Source organism: Microvirga aerilata (assembly GCF_016743775.1).
GTDB lineage: Bacteria > Pseudomonadota > Alphaproteobacteria > Rhizobiales > Beijerinckiaceae > Microvirga > Microvirga aerilata.
In genome coordinates this window covers 63,504-81,882 of record NZ_JAEQMY010000006.1, presented here as the reverse complement: position 1 = coordinate 81,882, position 18,379 = coordinate 63,504, and the positions used below count along the sequence as shown (strand labels likewise).

Here is an 18,379-nt window from a genome sequence, read left to right as displayed (position 1 = left end):
GCATGGAGAAAGACCGATGAGCGCAGCAACGGGTGTGGAGCGACCGCGCATCGTCATCGCCGGCGGCGGGCTCGCCGGACTGTCCCTGGCGCTCGCCCTCAAACGAGGTCTTTCCGACGGGATCCACGTGGTCATGTGCGACCCGGCCCTGAAACGCGATCCACACGGGGACAAGCGCTCCTATGCCATCGCGGCCGCCGCCCGCCGGATGCTGACGGCGCTCGCCGTCTGGGACGGAGTGGCGGAGCGCGCCCAGCCCATCCTCGACATGGTGATCACCGACAGCCGGCTGCAGGACCCGGTGCGCCCCACCTTTCTCACCTTCGAGAGGGACGTGGACGGAACAGAGCCTTTCGCCCATATGGTGACGGCAGGCCACCTGACCGCAGCTCTTCTGGAGGCCTGCCGGGAGGCGGAGGTCGAACTGAGGCCTGAAGGCGTCAAGGGCTTTACCGTGCACGGCGCCCGCACCGAGGTCGCCCTGGCCGGCGGGGAAACCCTGCCGGCCGCACTCCTGGTGGCCGCCGATGGCGGGCGTTCGCGCCTGCGCGAACAGGCGGGAATCGGCTGGATCTCGTGGCCTTACAAACAGTCCGGCATCGTCGCCACCATCGGGCACGAGCGCGATCACGAGGGCAGGGCCGTTGAGCACTTCCTGCCCTCAGGCCCTTTTGCGATCCTGCCGCTCAAATCGGAGCTCCAGGCCGATGGCAGCCTTAAGAATCGCTCCTCCATCGTCTGGACCGAACGGGCCGAGAACGTGCCAGCCTTGCTGGAATCCCACCCCGAGGACCTGCTCGTCGAATTGGAGCGCCGCTTCGGATTGCAGCTTGGGGCGCTTTCGTTCGAGACCAAGCCCCAGGCCTTTCCCCTGTCGTTCGGCGTGGCGCGCTCCTTCGTGGGGGAGCGCCTGGCGCTTCTGGGCGATGCGGCCCATGTGATCCACCCGATCGCGGGTCAGGGGCTCAATCTCGGCCTGCATGACGCTGCGGCGCTTGCCGAGATCGTCACGGACGCCATGCGGCTCGGCATGGATCCGGGCGCGGCCGACGTTCTGGACCAATACGAGCGCGCGCGCCGCACCGACATCACCGCCATGGGCGTGGTGACGGACGGCCTGAACCGGCTCTTCTCCAATGACATCCTGCCCGTGCGCCTGATCCGCGACTTAGGCCTCGGCCTCGTCGACCGGATGCCGGGCCTGAAGCGCTTCTTCATCGGCGAGGCGGCGGGACTGACAGGCCGGGAGGCACCGCGCCTGCTCCGGGGCGAGGCGCTCTAGACTGTTCTGCCGTGCTCGTGCCGGCATTGCTCGTGATCGGCCAGAACCTGGATGATCCGGCATTCCCGCACCTGGCCATGGGTGCAATCGTCCAACATGTGCCGCAGCTCGGCGCGCAGGAGGCTCAACTGCTCGATGCGGCGCTCGACACTTTCGAGGTGCCGCAGAACGATCCGGTCGGCCGGCTCGCAGGGCTGTTCCGGCATGGCGCTCAGGCTCAGAAGCTCCCGGATCGCCTCCACCTCGAAGCCTAGATCCCGCGCATGGCGGATGAAGCGGAGGCGGGACACGGCCTGCGCCCCATAGCGCCGCTGCCGCCCTTCCGTGCGCGGCGGGACGGGCAGGAGCCCGATCTGCTCGTAATAGCGGATCGTCGGCACCTTCACCGCAACCCGGCGCGACAGTTCTCCAATGGACAGATCGGTCATTTATCTCTTGAACCTCTAGCCGCTAGAGATTGTACGGTTCTGCACCGACGCTGAAAAGGAGCAAACGATGAGCGAAGCCTGCGGACACCGGCACGATGCATGCTGCAGCCCCCACAAGGCTCACAGCCACGACCATGCGGTGCACGAGGCGATGCCATCGGCAGGTCACGGCCCTGCCGATGGGGCCTGCGGGTGCCATGGAGGCGTGCCGGTCTTCGATGGAGTCGATCCGCGCTACAAGCGCGTGCTGTGGACGGTGATCCTCATCAATGCCGCCATGTTCGTCACCGAGATCGTGGCCGGGCACCTGGCCCGCTCGCAGGCCCTGCAAGCCGATGCCCTCGATTTCCTCGGCGACACCGTCACCTACGGCCTGAGCCTTGCGGTGATCGGCGCTTCCTTACGCACGCGGGCGACCGCTGCCCTGTTCAAGGGGCTGAGCCTGTCGGTCATGGGAGCCTGGGTGCTGGGCTCAACCGTTCATCACGTGCTCGTCCTGGGACTGCCGCGGGCGGAGATCATGGGCGGGATCGGGCTTCTGGCCCTCGCGGCCAATGTCGCCAGCGTGCTCCTGCTGATGCGCTACAAGGACGGCGACGCCAATGTCAGGTCGGTCTGGCTGTGCTCGCGCAACGACGCCATCGGCAACATCGTCGTGACGCTTGCGGCAGGGGCGGTCTGGTGGACTGCGAGCGCCTGGCCCGATCTGATCGTCGCAGCCCTCATGGCGGGCCTGTTCCTGTCCTCGGCGGTGCAGATCCTGCGCCAAGCGCTCGCCGAGCACCGCAGCACCGGCCACGGGTTCCCCGCTGCGGCCGGGTGATCCCAGGTGGCTCCATGAAAAAGGCCAGGCAAATGCCTGGCCTCCTGTCGTGGGACGAGAGCGCGAGCCTGTCTTACTTCTTCTTGGCCCGCTCGATGCCCTCGTTGATCAGGCGGCGGGCCTCCGTGACGTCGCCCCAGCGGATGATCTTCACCCACTTGCCGGGCTCGAGGTCCTTGTAGTGCTCGAAGAAGTGCTCGATCTGCTTGATCGTGATCTCGGGCAGGTCGGTGTAGTTCTGCACCCGGTCGTAGCGCTGGGTCAGGTTGGCGGAGGGCACGGCGATGATCTTCTCGTCCTCGCCCGCATTGTCCTCCATCACCAGCACGCCCACGGGGCGCACGCTCATGACGGCGCCGGGGATGATCGCGCGGGTGTTGGCCACCAGCACATCGCACGGGTCGCCGTCGCCGGAGAGCGTGTGCGGGATGAAGCCGTAGTTCCCGGGATACCGCATGGCGGTGTAGAGGAAGCGATCGACGAACAGAGCGCTCGACTCCTTGTCCATCTCATACTTGATGGGCTCGCCGCCGAGCGGCACTTCGATCACGACGTTCACGTCGTCCGGCGGGTTCTTTCCAATCGGGATTGCGTCAATGCGCATAGAGCTGGTCTCCGGAACAAGGCTTGGAGCATTTTCCAAGTGAGGCATCCTCCGGCAGGAGGGGACGCCGGTTCACCGGTGAAAATGCGGCAAAAGCTGGCCCTGAGAGCGGCCTGACCCAAAAGGTCCAGTAAAGCCGCTCCCTGAAGCTGGACGCTTCACTAGCCGGAGCAAGCCCCGGCAACAAGAAGCGAAATCAGGTTTTTAGGGCGTTTTCCCGGAAAGGGGACCCGTCTTGCGGCAAAGCGCCGTCAGCGGAAGAGGTAGGCCACCTTGGCCAGCGGCGTGCCCCCAATGCGCTCCTCGACCCGCGAGACCTTCTGCCCGCCCATTCCCTCGTAGAACGCGCAGGCGCGTTCGTTGTCCTCGAGCGCCCACACGACGAACCGGTCCATCTCCCGGTGCCGCAGGTCGTTGCGCACAGCCTTGAACAGGCGCCGGCCGAAGCCGAGACCCTGGTATTCCGGCAGCAGGTAGAGTTCGTCGATCTCGCCCCTCGCCGGCAGGGAGCGATCCCGGCAGCGGCCATAGGAGGCATAGCCCGCCGCCCCCTGGCCGATATCCAGCACCACCAGCGGCCGGCCCCGGGACACCGTGGAGCGCCACCAGCGCTCGCTGCGGCGCGAGAACATCTTCTCAAGGGTGAGGCCCGGAATGATGCCGAGATAAGCCTCGCGCCAAGCCACATCGAAAACCTTGGACAAAGCAGCAGCGTCATCGGGCTTGGCGTGACGGATGCTGACGAGAAGATCGCTCATAGCTTTTGAGAAGGTCAGAGAAACAATGAAGCAAGCTTCCGCCCAGGACGGTTAACGCGGGCTTAACGAAACCCCGAGCCGGCTTACCAAGGAATAGCGTTGTAAGCACAAGCGACCGCTCGAGGGACGGGCTAAAGCGCCGCAAGGGACCGAAAGCGACATCGCCGATGAGCCCCCGTTATCCGAGCCAACAAAAAGGGCGCCCCACGGCTGGAGCGCCCCTGTTCTTCGCTGTCAGCGCCCGCTCCTCATGCGAAGAGCGGGCGTTTTGGCGTGTGCCTTACGCTGCGAGCTGGCGCAGCACGTAGTGCAGGATGCCGCCGTTGCGGAAGTACTCGACCTCCTCCAGCGTATCGATGCGGCAATGCACGGGAACGCGCTTCACCGAGCCGTCCGCGGAGGTGATTTCCATCTCCATGCGCAGGCGCGGCTTCAGGTCGCCGGCGAGGCCCTTGATGGTGATGGTCTCGTCGCCCTTCAGGCCCAGGGTCTCCCAGGACGTGCCCTGCTCGAACACGAAGGGAGCAACCCCCATGCCGACCAGGTTCGAGCGGTGGATGCGCTCGAAGCTCTCGGCGATGACGGCGCGCACGCCGAGCAGGTTGGTGCCCTTCGCGGCCCAGTCGCGGGACGAGCCGGTGCCGTATTCCTTGCCGGCAAGAACCACCAGCGGAACGCCCTCGGCCTGATAGCGCATGGCGGCGTCGTAGATGAACATCCGCTCGCCCGAGGGGTGGTGGATGGTGTAGCCGCCCTCGACCACGTGGCCGCTCTCGTCCCGAACCATCTGGTTCTTGATGCGGATGTTGGCGAAGGTGCCGCGCATCATCACCTCGTGGTTGCCGCGACGGGTGCCGTACTGATTGAAGTCGGCAACGCGCACCTGATGCGACTGCAGGTATTCACCGGCCGGCGACGCGGCGCGGATGTTGCCTGCGGGCGAGATGTGGTCGGTGGTGATCGAGTCCTGGAAGAGCCCGAGGATGCGGGCGTTCACGATGTCCGTGACCGGCTTCGGGTCCTTGGTCATGCCCTCGAAGTAGGGCGGGTTCTGCACATAGGTGGAGCCCATGTCCCACTCGTAGGTGAGGCCCGGCTCGAACGTCACCTTCTTCCAGTTCTCGTCGCCCGAGAACACGTCCGAGTAGCGGCTCTTGAACAGCTCGCTGGTGATCGTGCGGTCGATGAAGTCCTGCACCTCGGCCGAGGAGGGCCAGATGTCCTTCAGGTACACCGGCTGTCCGTCGGAGTCCGTGCCGAGCGGATCGTTGACCAGATCCACCAGCATGGAGCCGGCGAGCGCGTAGGCCACCACCAGCGGCGGCGAGGCGAGGTAGTTCGCGCGCACGTCCGGGTTCACGCGGCCTTCGAAGTTGCGGTTGCCGGAGAGCACCGACACCGCCACGAGGTCGTTGTCGTTGATCGCCTTCGAGACGTTCTCCGGCAGCGGGCCCGAGTTGCCGATGCAGGTGGTGCAGCCGAAGCCGACGATGTTGAAGCCCAGCGCATCCAGGTCGCCCTGGAGGCCGGCCTTCTTGAAGTACTCCTCGACGATCTGCGATCCGGGCGCCAGGGAGGTCTTCACCCACGGCTTGGAGGTGAGGCCCTTCTTCACCGCGTTGCGGGCGAGAAGGCCTGCGCCGATCATCACGCTCGGGTTCGAGGTGTTGGTGCAGGAGGTGATCGCCGCGATCACCACATCGCCGTGGCCGAGATCGTAGTTGGCGTCGTCGACCTTCACGCGCTTGCCGATCTCCTGCGCTTTCCGGAACTCCTTCTCCATGGCGCCGAGGAACTCGGTCTTGGAGGTGTCCAGCGTCACACGGTCCTGCGGGCGCTTGGGGCCGGCGAGCGAGGGAACCACGTCGCCAAGGTCGAGCTCGAGGCTGTCGGTGAAGACGGGGTCGGCCATGTCAGGCGTGAGCCACATCCCTTGCGCCTTGGCATAAGCTTCCACGAGAGCCACGCGCTCGTCCGTGCGGCTGGTGGTGCGCAGGTAATCGACCGTCTTCTGGTCGATGGGGAAGAAGCCGCAGGTGGCGCCGTATTCGGGCGCCATGTTGCCGATGGTGGAGCGGTCGGCCACCGACATGTCGGTGAGGCCGGGGCCGTAGAACTCCACGAACTTGCCCACCACGCCCTTCTTGCGCAGCATCTGGGTGACGGTGAGCACGAGATCGGTGGCGGTCACGCCCTCCCGGAGCTTGCCGGTGAGCTTGAAGCCAATCACTTCCGGAATCAGCATGGAGACCGGCTGGCCGAGCATGGCGGCCTCCGCCTCGATGCCGCCCACGCCCCAGCCGAGAACGGCAAGGCCGTTGACCATGGTGGTGTGCGAATCGGTGCCCACCAGGGTGTCCGGATAGGCCACTTCCTCGCCGGTCGCCGTGTCCTTGCGGGTCCACACGGTCTGGGACAGGAATTCCAGGTTCACCTGGTGGCAGATGCCGGTGCCGGGGGGCACGACCGAGAAGTTCTCGAAGGCGGTCTGGCCCCACTTGAGGAAGCGGTAGCGCTCGCCGTTGCGCTCGTATTCCAGCTCCACGTTGCGGTCGAAGGCCTTGGGCGTGCCGAACTCGTCCACGATCACCGAGTGGTCGATGACGAGGTCGACGGGCACCAGCGGGTTGATCTTGCGCGGGTCGCCGCCGAGGTTCTTCATGGCGTCGCGCATGGCCGCGAGATCCACCACGGCCGGAACGCCGGTGAAGTCCTGCATCAGGACGCGGGCGGGACGGTAGGCGATTTCCTTCTCGTCCTTGCCCTTGTTGTCGAGCCAGGCGGCCACGGCCTCGATATCGGCCTTGGTGACTGTGCGGCCGTCCTCGTAGCGGAGGAGGTTCTCGAGCAGCACCTTCATGGAGAAGGGCAGCTTCGAGGCGCCGGCAAGACCGTTCTTCTCGGCCTCGACGAGGGAGTAGTAGGTGTAGGATTTGTCGCCGACTTGAAGGGTCTGGCGGGCATTGAAGCTATTGTTGAGCGTCACGGCGAATCCTCGCGTGCATTTGGGTTACGAACATTGTGTTCGGCCGAAAGCGCGATATGCGCGCGCCGCTCCGGGGGCGCCCGGATAGGGAGTGAGCGCGCGAGGCGGATTGGACGCCTTGGCGCGCGGCGCAGCCAGGGGTGCTATAGATCATTTCGAGCCATCCCGCTACACGGTTTAGAACCATTCTGGGGTGCAATGAGGGCAGGGGTCGCTGGTTTGCGTCTGAGCGTTAACAATTTGGCCTGCGACCGGGGGGAGCGCCGCATCTTCGAGGGCGTCTCGTTTGTTCTGGAGCCCCGCGAAGCCCTGGTGATCACCGGCCGGAACGGGGCCGGGAAATCCTCCCTCCTCGATATTCTGGCCGGGCGGCTTCATCCCGCAACCGGAACAATTCTCCTGGAGGGGGCCGGCGAGCGGCCCCTGCTCGAGTGCCTGCACTATGTGGGGCACCGGGACGCCCTCAAGGCGGCGCTCACGGCCGAGGAGAATCTTTCCTTCGCCCGCGACTTCCTGGGCAGTCCCGCTCTGAAGCCCCATGAGGCCCTGGAGGCGGTGGGGCTCGCCCATGCGGCCCGTCTGCCGGTGGCGTATCTGTCGGCCGGTCAGCGCCGCCGGGTGGCATTGGCCCGGTTGCTCGTGGCGCACAGACCGCTGTGGCTCCTCGACGAGCCGACCTCCGCCCTCGACACCGGCTCCCAGGAAACCCTGCGGCTGATTCTCGAAGGCCATCGGGAGAGCGGCGGCATGATCGCGGCCACCACCCATTCGCCGCTGTTTCTGAAGGACGCGAAGGAAATCAGGATCGAGCGCACCAAAATCCCTCTCGCCCCCGCGGGAGAAGGAAGAGGCGGAGAGGACGCATGATCCGCTCCTTCAACGCTCTTCTGGTCCGGGACCTGAAGCTCGCCGCCCGCGTCGGCGGCTCGGGCGTGATGGGGCTGATCTTCTTCCTGATGATCGTGACCCTCATCCCCTTCGCGCTCGGGCCCGATCTCAACCTGCTCTCGCGCATCGGCCCGGCGATCCTCTGGATCGCGGCGTTGCTCGCGACCCTCATCGGTCTCGACCGGCTCTTCCAGGGCGACCAGGACGACGGGTCGCTCGATCTCCTGCGCATGTCGCACGCGCCCCTGGAGATCGTCGTGCTGGCCAAGGTGGTGGCCTACTGGCTCGTCACCGGCCTGCCGCTTGCGATCGCCGCCCCCTTCCTCGGCCTTCTCGTGGCGCTGTCGCCGGAGGCCATGCTCGCCATGGTGGCGACCCTGCTCGTGGGAACGCCCGCGCTCACCTTCATCGGCGCGGTCGGTGCGGCGCTGACCTCGTCCTTGCGGCGCGGCGGGCTGATCCTGGCCATCCTGGTGCTGCCCTTCATGATCCCCACTCTCATTTTCGGGGTCTCGGCGGCCAATGCGGCGGTCGGCGGGACCGTGCCCTTCGCGACCCCGTTCCTGATCCTTGCAGCCTTGTCGCTGATCGCTGCGGTGGTCGGCACCGTCGGGGCTGCGGCAGCCCTGCGTTCGGGGGAGTAGGCGGGATGGCGGAGCGTCTCGTGCTTCGAATGCGACGTTTCTTGGCCGATCCCCTGCCGGAGCCCCTCTGGCCGGCAGGGATCCGGCTCGTCCCGTTCGAGCCCGAGCACCATGCGCAAGCCGTTCATGCGCTCCTCGTTGCGGCTTATGCGCAGGGCGGCGGGTACGTGGAGCCCTTCGGGATCTGGTGGCCCAGCCTGCGGGACGACTCGGAATACGATCCCGGTCTCTGCTTCATCGCGGCCGACGGGCAGGGGCGGGCCGTGGGGGTGGCGCAGTGCTGGACCAGCGCCTTCGTCAAGGATCTCGCCGTGGCTCCGGGCCTGCGCCGGCAGGGGCTCGGCTCGGCGCTGCTGTGCCAAGCGTTTCGAGCCTTCCAGGCGAGGGGGGCGGCCTTCCTCGATTTGAAGGTCGATTCGGATAACCCGTCCGGTGCGCTGCGGCTCTACCGCTCGCTGGGGTTCGAGAGGATCGACTCCTACAGGCTCGCCTAGGGTCTCAGGCGGCTTGCGAACCCCTGGCCTGTGCCGGGGTGAAGGTGGACGCAAACCCTTCCGCGCCCTCGCAGGTGAAGGTCAGGACCCGTCCGGTGTCGCGCCGGACCCAGCCCTTGTCGATCAGCCGGGACAGGATGGCCGCTCCCAGGGCGCCGCCGAGATGATTGTGCCGCTCGCTCCAGTCGAGGCAGGCCCGGCAAACGGGACGGCGGCTTTTTTCCAGGGCCGCCAGGTCGATCTCGAAACCGCTGAAGAAGGCATGGCCCTTCTCGGTGAGAGCCATGTCCTTCTCGCCCTTGAGAAGCCCCTGTTGCCGAAGCCCGTCGAGCAGCGCCACACCGCGCTCGCCGGCCAGATGGTCGTAGCAGACCCGGGCGGATCTGAGCGCCGCATCCTTCGGGCCTGTGCGGACCCGGGTTGCGCCCGTGCGCTCGGCTAGGCTCATCAGGACTTCCAGCACCTGCGCCACGTCCGAGCCGGAGAGCCTGAAATAGCGGTGGCGCCCCTGCTTCTCGGCCGTGAGCAGGTTGGCAGCCTCGAGCTTGGCCAGGTGTCCGCTGGTGGTCTGGAGGGTAACGCCCGCGGCCCCGGCGAGCTCGCTTACGGTGAGCGCCCGCCCATCCATGAGGGCGGTGAGGATGTTGGCGCGTGCCGGGTCTCCCAGGAGCGCGGCGACAGAAGCAATGACGGGACCTTCTTTCATAGTTCGATTGTAGCCGAACCATTCACGTCATTCAATCCGCTAAGACATGCGGGCGTTCAACAGACAGGATGCCCGCCAATGATCACCTGCTTCATCCGCTACGAGATCGATCCCTTCAAGGTTTCCGCCTTCGACGAATATGCCCGCAGCTGGGGCCAGGCCATTCCCCGCTGCGGCGCGGATCTCATCGGCTACTTCTCCCCCCATGAAGGGTCCAGCACAACGGCCTATGGCGTTTACAACATCAAGAGCCTTGCGGATTATGAGGCCTATCGCGAACGCCTGCGGAGCGATCCCATGGGACGGGCCAACTACGAATTCGCCAAGCGCGAGCAGTTCATCCGCCGGGAGGACCGGATTTTCCTCCGGCTTGCCTCGGCCCCTCATGCGGAGTTGATCAAACCATGATCGCGGTGATCTTCGAGGTCTGGCCCGATGGCGATAGCGGAAAGCGGGATTATCTCGGTCTTGCGGCGGCGCTTCGCTCCGACCTGACCGCCATGGACGGCTTCATCTCGGTCGAGCGCTTCCAGAGCCTCACCGAACCGGGCAAGCTGTTGTCCCTATCGTTCTGGCGCGACGAGGAGGCGGTGCGGGCCTGGCGCAACCTGTCTTCGCACCGCACCACGCAAGGCGCGGGCCGCGCCGGCGTCTTTCGCGATTACCGTTTGCGGGTTGCGGGCGTGATCCGCGACTACGGCCTCACCGAGCGCGACGGGGCTCCCGCCGACAGCCGGGCGGCGCACGAGGGTATCACGGCTGGAGGCTGATGCCGAAGGCCTGCTCGATGGCGGGCTTTCCGTCGCGCTCCACCCGGTAGATGGCCCGGTAAAGGCCGGGACGGAAACCGCCGGACGGCTGCTTGACCCCCGCGAAGGCCATCCATTGCGCCTTGTCGCGGTCGAGCGGCGGCGCCTTGTTCTGGGCCAGCGGCTTGCCGTCGGGGTCGAACAGGGTGAGCGTCTGCACGTCGCCGCCTTTGAGAGCGATGGCGCGCACATAGGCCACCAGGGCAGGGGACTTCGTCGTGAGCGTCTCCTGCTCGGCGGTGCCTGCCTCGATGGCCTCCATCGTCACGGGCCCCGGGGCAAAGCCCTTGTTGAGAACGGTTCCCGTCTGGTAGGCGAGCGGCCGCTGGAGGGATGCCTCCCACAGGGATTTTCCGCCGCCGCAGGATTTCTCCGGCGCCCCGTAGGCGAAGGGATCCACCGGCTTGCCGTCCTTGAGAACCGTGAAGTGCAGGTGCGGAAACTCCGTCAGCCCTGACAGGCCGACTTGACCGATCTTGTCGCCCGCCTTCACCTCCCGCCCCGAGCGCACCGTGAGGCTGCCTTTCGCCATGTGGCAATAGGCGGTCCGCCAGCCGTTGCCGTGATCGATCACCACTGCGTTGCCGCACCCGATCTGGCTGATTTTCTCGCGGGTCTGCTCGGTCACGAAAGCATCGGGAACGCCCTCGCGGGTGTTGGCGACCTTTCCGTCTGCGGCCGCGACCACATCGACGCCGGCGCGCTGCTCCACCATCGACGGCAACCGGATGTCGGTCCCGTCATGGCCGTTCTCCCCCACGGCGCCGCATTGATAGTCCCGCATCACCGGAGAGGGATCGTGATCCAGGTACTTCTGGACAAAGCAGGTGCGGCCGATCTCGCAGGCAACCGGCAGGCGTAGGCTGATGTCCTGCGCCGCTGCCGGGAGAACCGGAACGGTCAGGGCAAGAAGGCTCAGGGCACCAAGGCGCATGATCGCTCCGCAACAGGGGCGGAAACTATAGGCCGGATGGGATGGCGAATGAAAGGCGCACTGGACTCACGGGCGCCGTGTCATCCCCAGCGAGGGAAGGGGATCCATGGTGCTGAGCGCGCGATTGGATCCGTTTGCCTGCCCTATGGCCGCCGGCGATGACACCACGGCCAAGATCCTACGCACATTTCCTGAATGCCCAACGCTCCTCATAGGCTCTAAAAGCCTCCATCCTGGCGAAATCGTTATTCCGCTTGCGGCGATCTCCACGTTGCAGGCATGTCCTTAGACCGCTACATCGAACCCATGATCCGAGAGCTTGCCAATCCGACCCGCTTCATGAGCCTCAGCGGCACGCTCCTGCCGTGGGTAGGGGCTTTGGGCGCGCTGTTGCTGGCCGTCGGCCTTTACCTCGTGTGGTTCGTGGCACCGGCCGATTACCAGCAGGGCGACACGGTCAAGATCATGTACATCCATGTGCCCGCGGCCTGGCTGTCCCTGTTCTTCTACATGACCATGGCTGCTTCGGCGCTCGGCACCCTCGTCTGGCGCCACCCGCTGGCGGACGTGTCGCAGAAGGCGGCCGCTCCCATCGGGGCGGCCTTCACGCTGATCTGCCTTGTCACCGGCTCGCTCTGGGGCAAGCCCATGTGGGGCACCTATTGGCAATGGGATGCACGGCTCACCTCCATGCTGGTGATGCTGCTGGTCTATCTCGGCATTCTCGCCCTGTGGCGCGCCATTGAGGAGCCGAACCGGGCTGCCCGCGCCGTGTCGATCCTCACCCTCGTGGGGGCCGTGAACGTGCCGATCGTCAAGTTCTCCGTCGATTGGTGGAATACCCTGCACCAGCCGGCCTCCGTGTTCCGCCTCGGCGGGCCGACGATCCATGCCTCCATGCTCGTGCCGCTCCTGATCATGGCCGTCGCCTTCACCCTCGTGGGCGTCACCCTGCACCTTGCCGGCATGCGCACGGAGATCCTGCGTCGCCGGGTGCGCACGCTTACCATCCTGGAGGCCGAGCGCCTCGATGCCCAGGCGGCTTAAACGATGTCGCACACCTTCTTCATCGCTCTTTCCTACATCCTGACGGCGCTTGTCGTGCTTGGGCTGATCCTGCGGGCTTTCATCGATCATCGGATTCAGGTGCGGGCACTTGCCGAGCTTGAGGCCCGCGGCATCGGCCGGAGGTCCCGCCGTGGCTGAGGCGACCGCTCCCTCCCGCTCGCGCCTGATCTTCCTGCTGCCGGCCCTCGTCTTCGTCGGACTGGTGGCGCTGTTCGGCGTGCAGCTGATCTCAGGGAAAAATCCGGCCGAGGTGCCGTCCGTCCTCATCAACAAGCCTGTTCCCGCCTTCAGCCTGGCGCCGCTGGAAGGGCTTCTCGCCGAGGGCAGGCCGGTGCCCGGCTTCTCCAACGAGGACCTGAAGGGCCGCGTCACGGTCGTGAACGTCTGGGCCTCCTGGTGCGCGCCTTGCCGCCACGAGCATCCGCTGCTGGTGGAGCTCGCCAGGGACCCGTCCGTGCGCGTGGTCGGCATCAACCAGCGGGACAACCCGGACAACGCCCGCCGCTTCCTCGGCGCCCTGGGCAACCCCTATGCGGCCGTCGGCGTCGATCCGAACGGCCGCGCGTCCATCGACTGGGGCGTCTACGGCGTGCCCGAAACCTTTATCGTCGGCCCCGACGGCACCATCCGCCACAAGCATATCGGGCCCCTGACGCCGGAGAATTTTGCCGCGTTCAAGGAGCGGTTGCGCCAAACCCCGCGCGCTTGAGCCGGTTGATCGCCACATCGAGCGCCGACAGAAAGGCCGACCGGTCCTTGGCCGAAAACGGCTTCGGCCCGCCCGTCACGTCACCCATGGCGCGCAGGTCCTCCATCAGGTTGCGGGTGGCGAGCGCCATGCCGATGGAGGCTTCCGAGAAAGGCTTGCCCGTGGGGCCGATCACGTCGGCGCCCGCCTTCACGCAGCGGCTCGCCAGCGGAATGTCGGCGGTGACGACGATGGCGCCGCGGCTTGCCCGCTCGGCGATCCAGTCATCCGCCGCGTCGAACCCTGAGCTGACCACCACCCGCTCGATCAGCGGATCCTGCGGCACCTGCAGGAAGGAATTGGACACCACGAAGACCTTGACCCGGTGGCGCTCGGCGACCCGGTAGATTTCGGGCTTCACCGGGCAGGCATCCGCATCCACATAAAGGGTGATCGCTTGTGAGGTCTCGCTCATGAGCCATATATTCCTGGTAGCAGGATCCTGCCTGAATCTTACCGGCAGGTCATGGTTGCGTAACTGATCGGTAATGGGCGTTGAGGCACCTGTCAGTGCCTAAAATCAACCTGCCCGGGAGCAAAAAGAAACCTGTGACCCCGCGACCCCGCATCCGCCCCGCCTTGGACATGCTCAGCAAGCTGCGGACGACGCCTGCCTTGAGCGATGCCACGCATCGGCTGATCCGCGAGGCCGATACCGGCGCCCTGCAGCGCGCAGGGGTCGCGCGCATCGTCACCGCAGGGCTCCTGCTGCTGGCGGTTCTGGTTGCCACGGCAGGCGTCGAACTCGACAATCCCATGGCGCTCAAGCAGATCTCGGCCGCGGAGCTGACCCTGGTCCTGTTCGGTGCGCTGGGATGGGTTGGGGCCTGGCTTGCCTCGAAACGGATCGCCATTGAAAAGCTGCCCGTCATCACCGCGGCCCTCGATGCCCTCCTGGTCCTGGGCAATCTCGGCTACAGCCACTGGGGTTTAGGGATACCCGGCAGCCTTTTCGCGGCTTTTCCGGTGGCATGGGTGGTGCCGATCACCATGGCGGCGGCCGCCATCCATTATCAGCCCCGGCTCCAGGCCTATGTGGCGGCTGTCTATGTGATCGGCCTGACCCTGATTGCTTTTGCGGGCGGCATGCTGACCCCGGCGGAACGGGAAGAGGATCTGGCCCGGATCGTGGGCTTGTTCTCCCCGCAGGCCAACATGGTCCGCATCGTCATGGTCTTTGCTGCCGCCCTGATCCTGATCCTGGTGGCGCGCCAGGGGCGGCTGATGCTGGAGCGGGCGGTGCGGGAGACCACCTTGCGGGTCAATCTCACCCGCTACCTGCCGCGCGAGCTCGCGCCCATCCTCACCGACCAGGCCTTCGCGTCCTTGCGCCAGGGACGGCGCATTCCGGTGACGGTGCTCTTCGTGGACATTCGCGCCTCCACGTATTTCGGGGAAACCATGGAGCCGGCGCAGCTTGCCGTGTTCATCACGTCCTTCCGCCGGCGCGTTTTGCGGGCAGCCTCCCGGCACGGTGGCGTCATCGACAAGTTCACCGGGGACGGGGCGCTGATTCTGTTCGGCGTGCCGGGCGCGCAGGACGGTGACGCCAAGCGGGCCCTCGCCTGCGGCCGGACCCTCCTGACGCTCATCGAGCGCTGGAACGCCAAGCGCGGCTTCAACCCGCCGGTGCGCTTAGGCATCGGCATCCATACGGGCGACGTGTTCTGCGGCGTCGTGGGCGACGAGAGCCGGCTCGAATTCACCGTGGTGGGCGAGACCGTCAACATCGCCTCTCGTATCGAGCAGGCGACCAAGGGTGCCGGCTGCGAGCTCCTGGCCTCGCAGGAGACAGTGGTGGCGGCTGGCGAGGAGGATCTCTGGACCGAGGTAGAGTGCGATCCCCTGCCGGGGGTCACGCGGAAGATGGTGCTGATGAAGCCGGTGGGGTGAGGGTTTCGCTTCGCTGTCATTCCGGGGCGAGCGTAGCGAGAGCCCGGAATCCATAACCGCTGATAGTGCAGGATAGAACGCAGCGGCTTGCGAGGTGCCCTGTTCGAGCAGTGTCGTGTTTATGGATTCCGGGGGCGGCTCAAAGAGCCGCCCCCGGAATGACAGTCGAGAGGGTGTGCCTAAACCTCTTCCGCCTTCTTGATCTCGTGCTTGAGCAGCAGCGGCGTCTGCGCGAGCGCGAAGGCGATGGTGAGCGGCATGATGCCGAAGACCTTGAAGCTGACCCAGAAATCCGTGGTCTGCGTGCGCCAAACGATCTCGTTGATCGCCGCCAGCGCGAAGAAGAACAGGGCCCAGCGCAGGGTGAGCTTGCGCCAGCCTTCTTCGGTCAGCTCGAATACGCTGTCGAGCACGATCTGCAGCAGGGGCTTGCGGAAATAAAGTCCGCCCAGCAGCACGAGGCCGAACAGGGTGTTCACGATGGTGGGCTTGAGCTTGATGAAGGTCTCGTCCTGCAGGAACAGGGTCAGCCCCCCGAACACCACCACCACGATGCCCGACACCACCGGCATGATCGGCAGCTTGCGGGTGAGCCCGTAGCTGATGCCGAGCGCGATGATGGTTGCCACGATGAACAGGCCCGTGGCGGCAAAGATGCGCTGATCTTCCGCAAAGCCGAACCGGTCCCCATAGGCGTTGCCGATGAAGAACAGGGCGAGCGGCCCCAGTTCGAGGGCGAGCTTGAGGAGGGGAGGGAGGCGCTTTTCGTCGGTCATGAGCTTCTTCTAATGGATTTGCACACAAAGGGACACCGGTGTCATCCCCGGCGCACGAAGTGCGGGAAGGGGATCCATGGCGTTGCACCTGGTTGTGGATTCCCTTCCCCTGCGATGGCTTTCGCCATCTCCGGCCGGGAATGACACTGGGGTTAGCACTACGGTGTCATCCCCGGCGAGCCGCGGGCGAGGGAAGGGGATCCATAGCGCCATGCCTGAACATGGGTTCCCTTCCCTCCACTACGCGTTCGTTCGGGAATGACAGAGGATGTTATCATCCCTCCAGCCCGGCAATGGCTCTGGCGAAATCCCGGGCGGTGAAGGGCTCCAGGTCTTCCACCCCTTCGCCGACGCCGATGAAATGGACCGGCACACCGAACTTCGCGGCCAGCGCCACCAGGATTCCCCCTCGCGCCGTGCCGTCGAGCTTGGTCATCACGAGGCCCGTGACGCCGGCGGCCTTCTGGAACAGCTCGACCTGACTCATGGCGTTCTGCCCCACCGTCGCGTCGAGCACGAGGAGGGTGGCATGCGGCGCGGAGGGATCGAACTTCTTCACCACGCGCACGATCTTTTCGAGCTCGGCCATGAGGCCCGCCTTGTTCTGCAGGCGGCCCGCCGTGTCGATGAGAAGCACGTCGGTGCCGTTGGCTTTGGCCTCCTGGAGCGCGTCATAGGCGAGGCCTGCCGCATCGGCTCCCTGCTCGCGGGACAGCACCGGCGCGCCAACCCGTTCGCCCCAGACCTTGAGCTGCTCGATGGCCGCTGCCCGGAAGGTGTCGCCGGCCGCCAGCATCACCGTCAGACCCTGCTGGCGAAACTTCTGCGAGAGCTTGCCGATGGTGGTGGTCTTGCCCGCCCCGTTCACGCCGACCATGAGGATCACGTATGGTTTTTTCGCACGGTCGATGGTGAGAGGCTGAGCGACGGGCTGGAGCGTCTTCTCCACCTCGCCGGCCAGAATGGCCTTTACCTCCTGGGGCGAGATCTCCTTGTTGTAGCGGCCGGCCGAGATCGCTTCCGTGATCCGCATGGCCGTGGGCACGCCGAGATCCGCCTGGACCAGGGCATCCTCCAGCTCTTCCAACGTGGCATCGTCGAGCCGGCGCTTGGTGAAGAGGCCGGTGACGCTGTCCGACAGGGACGAAGAGGTGCGGCGCATGCCCTCCGTCAGGCGCTGCCACCAGCCCCGAGCCGGCTCCGGTTGGGGGGAGAGCGGGACCGCGGCGGGAGGCGGCTCAGGGGCTGGCACTGCTTCGGCCGCCATATCGGGGCGCAGCTCCGGGCCTGTCTCGGTGACGATGCGCGGCAGCGGCTCCTGCGGGTTGGTGCCCTCGGGGTCCAGGCCTTCCACCGGTTGAAGATCGGCGCCTGCGAGCTGTGCCGGGGTCTTGTTCTCTTCGGCTGTGTCGGGGGAGGCGGTCGTGACGGTCGAGGGTGCGGCCGTGAGATCGTCCGCGCCAGTGGTCGGCGGGGACGGCATCGTCTCAGGATGGCCGCCGGCCACCGGATGGCTGCCGGCCTGCGGCACCGCCTGATCGGGTTGAGGGGCTGGGTCAGCCTTGCGCCCGAACAGACGGGACAGGAATCCGGGCTTGTCAGGCTTGGTCTCAGCCATGGGTTTCGCTTTGCCTTTTGATTGTTGTGCTTGCTTTCACGTTCCTGCCTCGATAGCCGAGGCAGCATGAATGCGGAAGAGATAGTGTCCCGTCTGCTGTATCGCGATGCCCTGATGCTCGTGATCGACAAGCCTGCCGGCCTGCCCGTGCATCCCGGCCCCAAGGGCGGCGAGACCTTGTTTCACCATCTCGACGCCCTGCGCTTCGGCCTGCCCCGCCGCCCGGAGGCCGCGCACCGCCTTGACAAGGACACCTCCGGCTGCCTCATCCTCGGCCGCCACCCGAAGGCGATTGCGCGCCTCAACGAGATGTTCAAGAAGGCCGAGATCGACAAGGTCTACTGGGCCGTCGTGGAAGGCGGACCGGACGCCGATGAGGGGGAGATCGATTTGCCCCTTGCGCCGAAATCGCCCGATCGCGGCTGGTGGATGAAGGTGGACCCGAAGGGCCAGCCCTCGCTGACCCAGTGGCGGGTGCTGGGGCGAGCGGAAGGTCTCACCCTCCTCGAACTGCGCCCCGTCACCGGCCGCACGCACCAGCTGCGGGTGCATTGCGCGGCATCCGGCTTCCCGATCCTGGGCGATCCCATCTACGGCACGGCGCCGCGCTTCCACGGTCCGGGCCTGCATCTCCATGCCCGCGGCGTCACGGTGCCGCTTTATCCGAAAAAGCCGCCGATCACCGTCGAGGCGCCGGTGCCGGAGCATATGCGGGAGCGGGTGAAGGCGTGCGGGGGCATCTCGGACGATGCAGTCGATCAGGGACAGGATAAGACGTGAGACCCGCAGCGCCGTCGTTCCCGCGCAGGCGGGAAGCCATAGCCGCTGACGGTGCTTAACTCCGCTTGGCTCACGGTTATGAATCCCGGCCTTCGCCGGGATGACAGTGCTTAATTCTGAAAACGCCTCCACGCTCCGCT

21 protein-coding genes are annotated in these 18,379 nt (G+C 66.0%); 12 read left to right on the top strand and 9 right to left on the bottom strand.

Annotated features, from left to right (window positions below; all coding sequences use genetic code 11):
- Positions 1-16: 16 nt before the first annotated feature.
- Positions 17-1,282: a ubiquinone biosynthesis hydroxylase gene (locus tag JKG68_RS06070; protein ID WP_202056955.1), complete on the top strand. Its 1,266-nt coding sequence runs from the start codon at positions 17-19 to the stop codon at positions 1,280-1,282.
- Here JKG68_RS06070 and JKG68_RS06065 read toward each other — a convergent pair.
- Positions 1,279-1,710: a MerR family transcriptional regulator gene (locus JKG68_RS06065; protein ID WP_202056953.1), complete on the bottom strand. Its 432-nt coding sequence runs from the start codon at positions 1,708-1,710 to the stop codon at positions 1,279-1,281. The two genes, JKG68_RS06070 and JKG68_RS06065, sit on opposite strands and share 4 nt — an antisense overlap.
- A 67-nt stretch (positions 1,711-1,777) precedes the next feature.
- On the opposite strand from JKG68_RS06065, the gene JKG68_RS06060 reads away from it, so the two are divergent.
- Entirely contained in the window at positions 1,778-2,533 is a 756-nt protein-coding gene (locus tag JKG68_RS06060) for a cation efflux transmembrane domain-containing protein (protein ID WP_202056951.1), read from the top strand.
- Between the two features lie 73 nt (positions 2,534-2,606).
- Here the strand turns inward: JKG68_RS06060 and ppa are convergent, their stop codons facing one another.
- From ppa to acnA, 3 genes are all read right to left on the bottom strand, one after another.
- Positions 2,607-3,137, bottom strand: a complete 531-nt coding sequence (gene ppa / locus JKG68_RS06055; RefSeq protein ID WP_202056948.1) for an inorganic diphosphatase — start codon at positions 3,135-3,137, stop codon at positions 2,607-2,609.
- A 251-nt stretch (positions 3,138-3,388) separates the two neighbouring features.
- Positions 3,389-3,895: a GNAT family N-acetyltransferase gene (locus JKG68_RS06050; protein WP_202056947.1), complete on the bottom strand. Its 507-nt coding sequence runs from the start codon at positions 3,893-3,895 to the stop codon at positions 3,389-3,391.
- Between the two features lie 280 nt (positions 3,896-4,175).
- A complete protein-coding gene (acnA, locus tag JKG68_RS06045; RefSeq protein WP_202056946.1) occupies positions 4,176-6,881 on the bottom strand; it encodes an aconitate hydratase AcnA in 2,706 nt (901 codons plus the stop codon).
- A gap of 219 nt (positions 6,882-7,100) precedes the next feature.
- Between acnA and ccmA the strand changes: the two genes are divergently transcribed.
- Genes ccmA through JKG68_RS06030 form a run of 3 tightly spaced genes read left to right on the top strand, consistent with a single transcriptional unit; the run spans position 7,101 to position 8,907 of the window.
- The gene (gene ccmA / locus JKG68_RS06040) at positions 7,101-7,748 is read left to right on the top strand and encodes a heme ABC exporter ATP-binding protein CcmA (RefSeq protein ID WP_202056945.1); all 648 of its coding nucleotides are present in this window, start codon (positions 7,101-7,103) and stop codon (positions 7,746-7,748) included.
- On the top strand, positions 7,745-8,413 hold the full coding sequence (ccmB, locus tag JKG68_RS06035) for a heme exporter protein CcmB (RefSeq protein ID WP_202056944.1): 669 nt from the start codon (positions 7,745-7,747) through the stop codon (positions 8,411-8,413). Before ccmA ends, ccmB begins: the two co-directional genes overlap by 4 nt.
- A gap of 29 nt (positions 8,414-8,442) precedes the next feature.
- On the top strand, positions 8,443-8,907 hold the full coding sequence (locus JKG68_RS06030) for a GNAT family N-acetyltransferase (RefSeq protein WP_202056943.1): 465 nt from the start codon (positions 8,443-8,445) through the stop codon (positions 8,905-8,907).
- A gap of 4 nt (positions 8,908-8,911) precedes the next feature.
- Here JKG68_RS06030 and JKG68_RS06025 read toward each other — a convergent pair whose 3' ends face one another.
- The gene (locus tag JKG68_RS06025; protein ID WP_202056942.1) at positions 8,912-9,613 is read right to left on the bottom strand and encodes an ArsR/SmtB family transcription factor; all 702 of its coding nucleotides are present in this window, start codon (positions 9,611-9,613) and stop codon (positions 8,912-8,914) included.
- Positions 9,614-9,691: 78 nt separating this feature from the next.
- Between JKG68_RS06025 and JKG68_RS06020 the strand changes: the two genes are divergently transcribed.
- Both JKG68_RS06020 and JKG68_RS06015 read left to right on the top strand, forming a co-directional pair.
- Positions 9,692-10,021 carry an NIPSNAP family protein gene (locus JKG68_RS06020; protein WP_202056940.1) on the top strand — a complete coding sequence of 110 codons (330 nt, stop codon included), beginning with the start codon at positions 9,692-9,694 and terminating at the stop codon, positions 10,019-10,021.
- Positions 10,018-10,383, top strand: a complete 366-nt coding sequence (locus JKG68_RS06015; RefSeq protein ID WP_202056938.1) for an antibiotic biosynthesis monooxygenase family protein — start codon at positions 10,018-10,020, stop codon at positions 10,381-10,383. The genes JKG68_RS06020 and JKG68_RS06015 overlap by 4 nt, the downstream gene beginning before the upstream one ends.
- On the opposite strand, the gene JKG68_RS06010 is transcribed toward JKG68_RS06015, so the two are convergent.
- The gene (locus JKG68_RS06010; protein WP_202056937.1) at positions 10,367-11,356 is read right to left on the bottom strand and encodes a M23 family metallopeptidase; all 990 of its coding nucleotides are present in this window, start codon (positions 11,354-11,356) and stop codon (positions 10,367-10,369) included. The two genes, JKG68_RS06015 and JKG68_RS06010, sit on opposite strands and share 17 nt — an antisense overlap.
- Before the next feature lie 279 nt (positions 11,357-11,635).
- Here JKG68_RS06010 and JKG68_RS06005 point away from each other — a divergent pair, with 279 nt between their 5' ends.
- Genes JKG68_RS06005 through JKG68_RS05995 form a run of 3 tightly spaced genes read left to right on the top strand, consistent with a single transcriptional unit; the run spans position 11,636 to position 13,133 of the window.
- The gene (locus JKG68_RS06005; RefSeq protein ID WP_246515130.1) at positions 11,636-12,403 is read left to right on the top strand and encodes a heme ABC transporter permease; all 768 of its coding nucleotides are present in this window, start codon (positions 11,636-11,638) and stop codon (positions 12,401-12,403) included.
- 3 nt (positions 12,404-12,406) lie between these two features.
- The gene (gene ccmD / locus JKG68_RS06000; RefSeq protein ID WP_202056936.1) at positions 12,407-12,562 is read left to right on the top strand and encodes a heme exporter protein CcmD; all 156 of its coding nucleotides are present in this window, start codon (positions 12,407-12,409) and stop codon (positions 12,560-12,562) included.
- Positions 12,555-13,133 (top strand): DsbE family thiol:disulfide interchange protein, encoded by a 579-nt coding sequence (locus JKG68_RS05995; protein ID WP_202056935.1) that lies wholly within the window; start codon positions 12,555-12,557, stop codon positions 13,131-13,133. Before ccmD ends, JKG68_RS05995 begins: the two co-directional genes overlap by 8 nt.
- Here JKG68_RS05995 and JKG68_RS05990 read toward each other — a convergent pair.
- Positions 13,099-13,587 (bottom strand): YaiI/YqxD family protein, encoded by a 489-nt coding sequence (locus JKG68_RS05990; protein WP_202056934.1) that lies wholly within the window; start codon positions 13,585-13,587, stop codon positions 13,099-13,101. The genes JKG68_RS05995 and JKG68_RS05990 overlap by 35 nt on opposite strands.
- A gap of 134 nt (positions 13,588-13,721) precedes the next feature.
- Between JKG68_RS05990 and JKG68_RS34480 the strand changes: the two genes are divergently transcribed.
- Positions 13,722-15,065: an adenylate/guanylate cyclase domain-containing protein gene (locus JKG68_RS34480; protein ID WP_202056933.1), complete on the top strand. Its 1,344-nt coding sequence runs from the start codon at positions 13,722-13,724 to the stop codon at positions 15,063-15,065.
- A gap of 179 nt (positions 15,066-15,244) precedes the next feature.
- Here the strand turns inward: JKG68_RS34480 and JKG68_RS05980 are convergent, their stop codons facing one another.
- Both JKG68_RS05980 and ftsY read right to left on the bottom strand, forming a co-directional pair.
- The gene (locus JKG68_RS05980) at positions 15,245-15,841 is read right to left on the bottom strand and encodes a septation protein A (protein ID WP_202056931.1); all 597 of its coding nucleotides are present in this window, start codon (positions 15,839-15,841) and stop codon (positions 15,245-15,247) included.
- Positions 15,842-16,115: 274 nt separating this feature from the next.
- Positions 16,116-17,459 carry a signal recognition particle-docking protein FtsY gene (gene ftsY / locus JKG68_RS05975; RefSeq protein ID WP_202056930.1) on the bottom strand — a complete coding sequence of 448 codons (1,344 nt, stop codon included), beginning with the start codon at positions 17,457-17,459 and terminating at the stop codon, positions 16,116-16,118.
- Positions 17,460-17,525: 66 nt separating this feature from the next.
- Between ftsY and JKG68_RS05970 the strand changes: the two genes are divergently transcribed.
- On the top strand, positions 17,526-18,239 hold the full coding sequence (locus JKG68_RS05970) for an RluA family pseudouridine synthase (protein ID WP_202056929.1): 714 nt from the start codon (positions 17,526-17,528) through the stop codon (positions 18,237-18,239).
- Positions 18,240-18,379 lie beyond the last annotated feature (140 nt).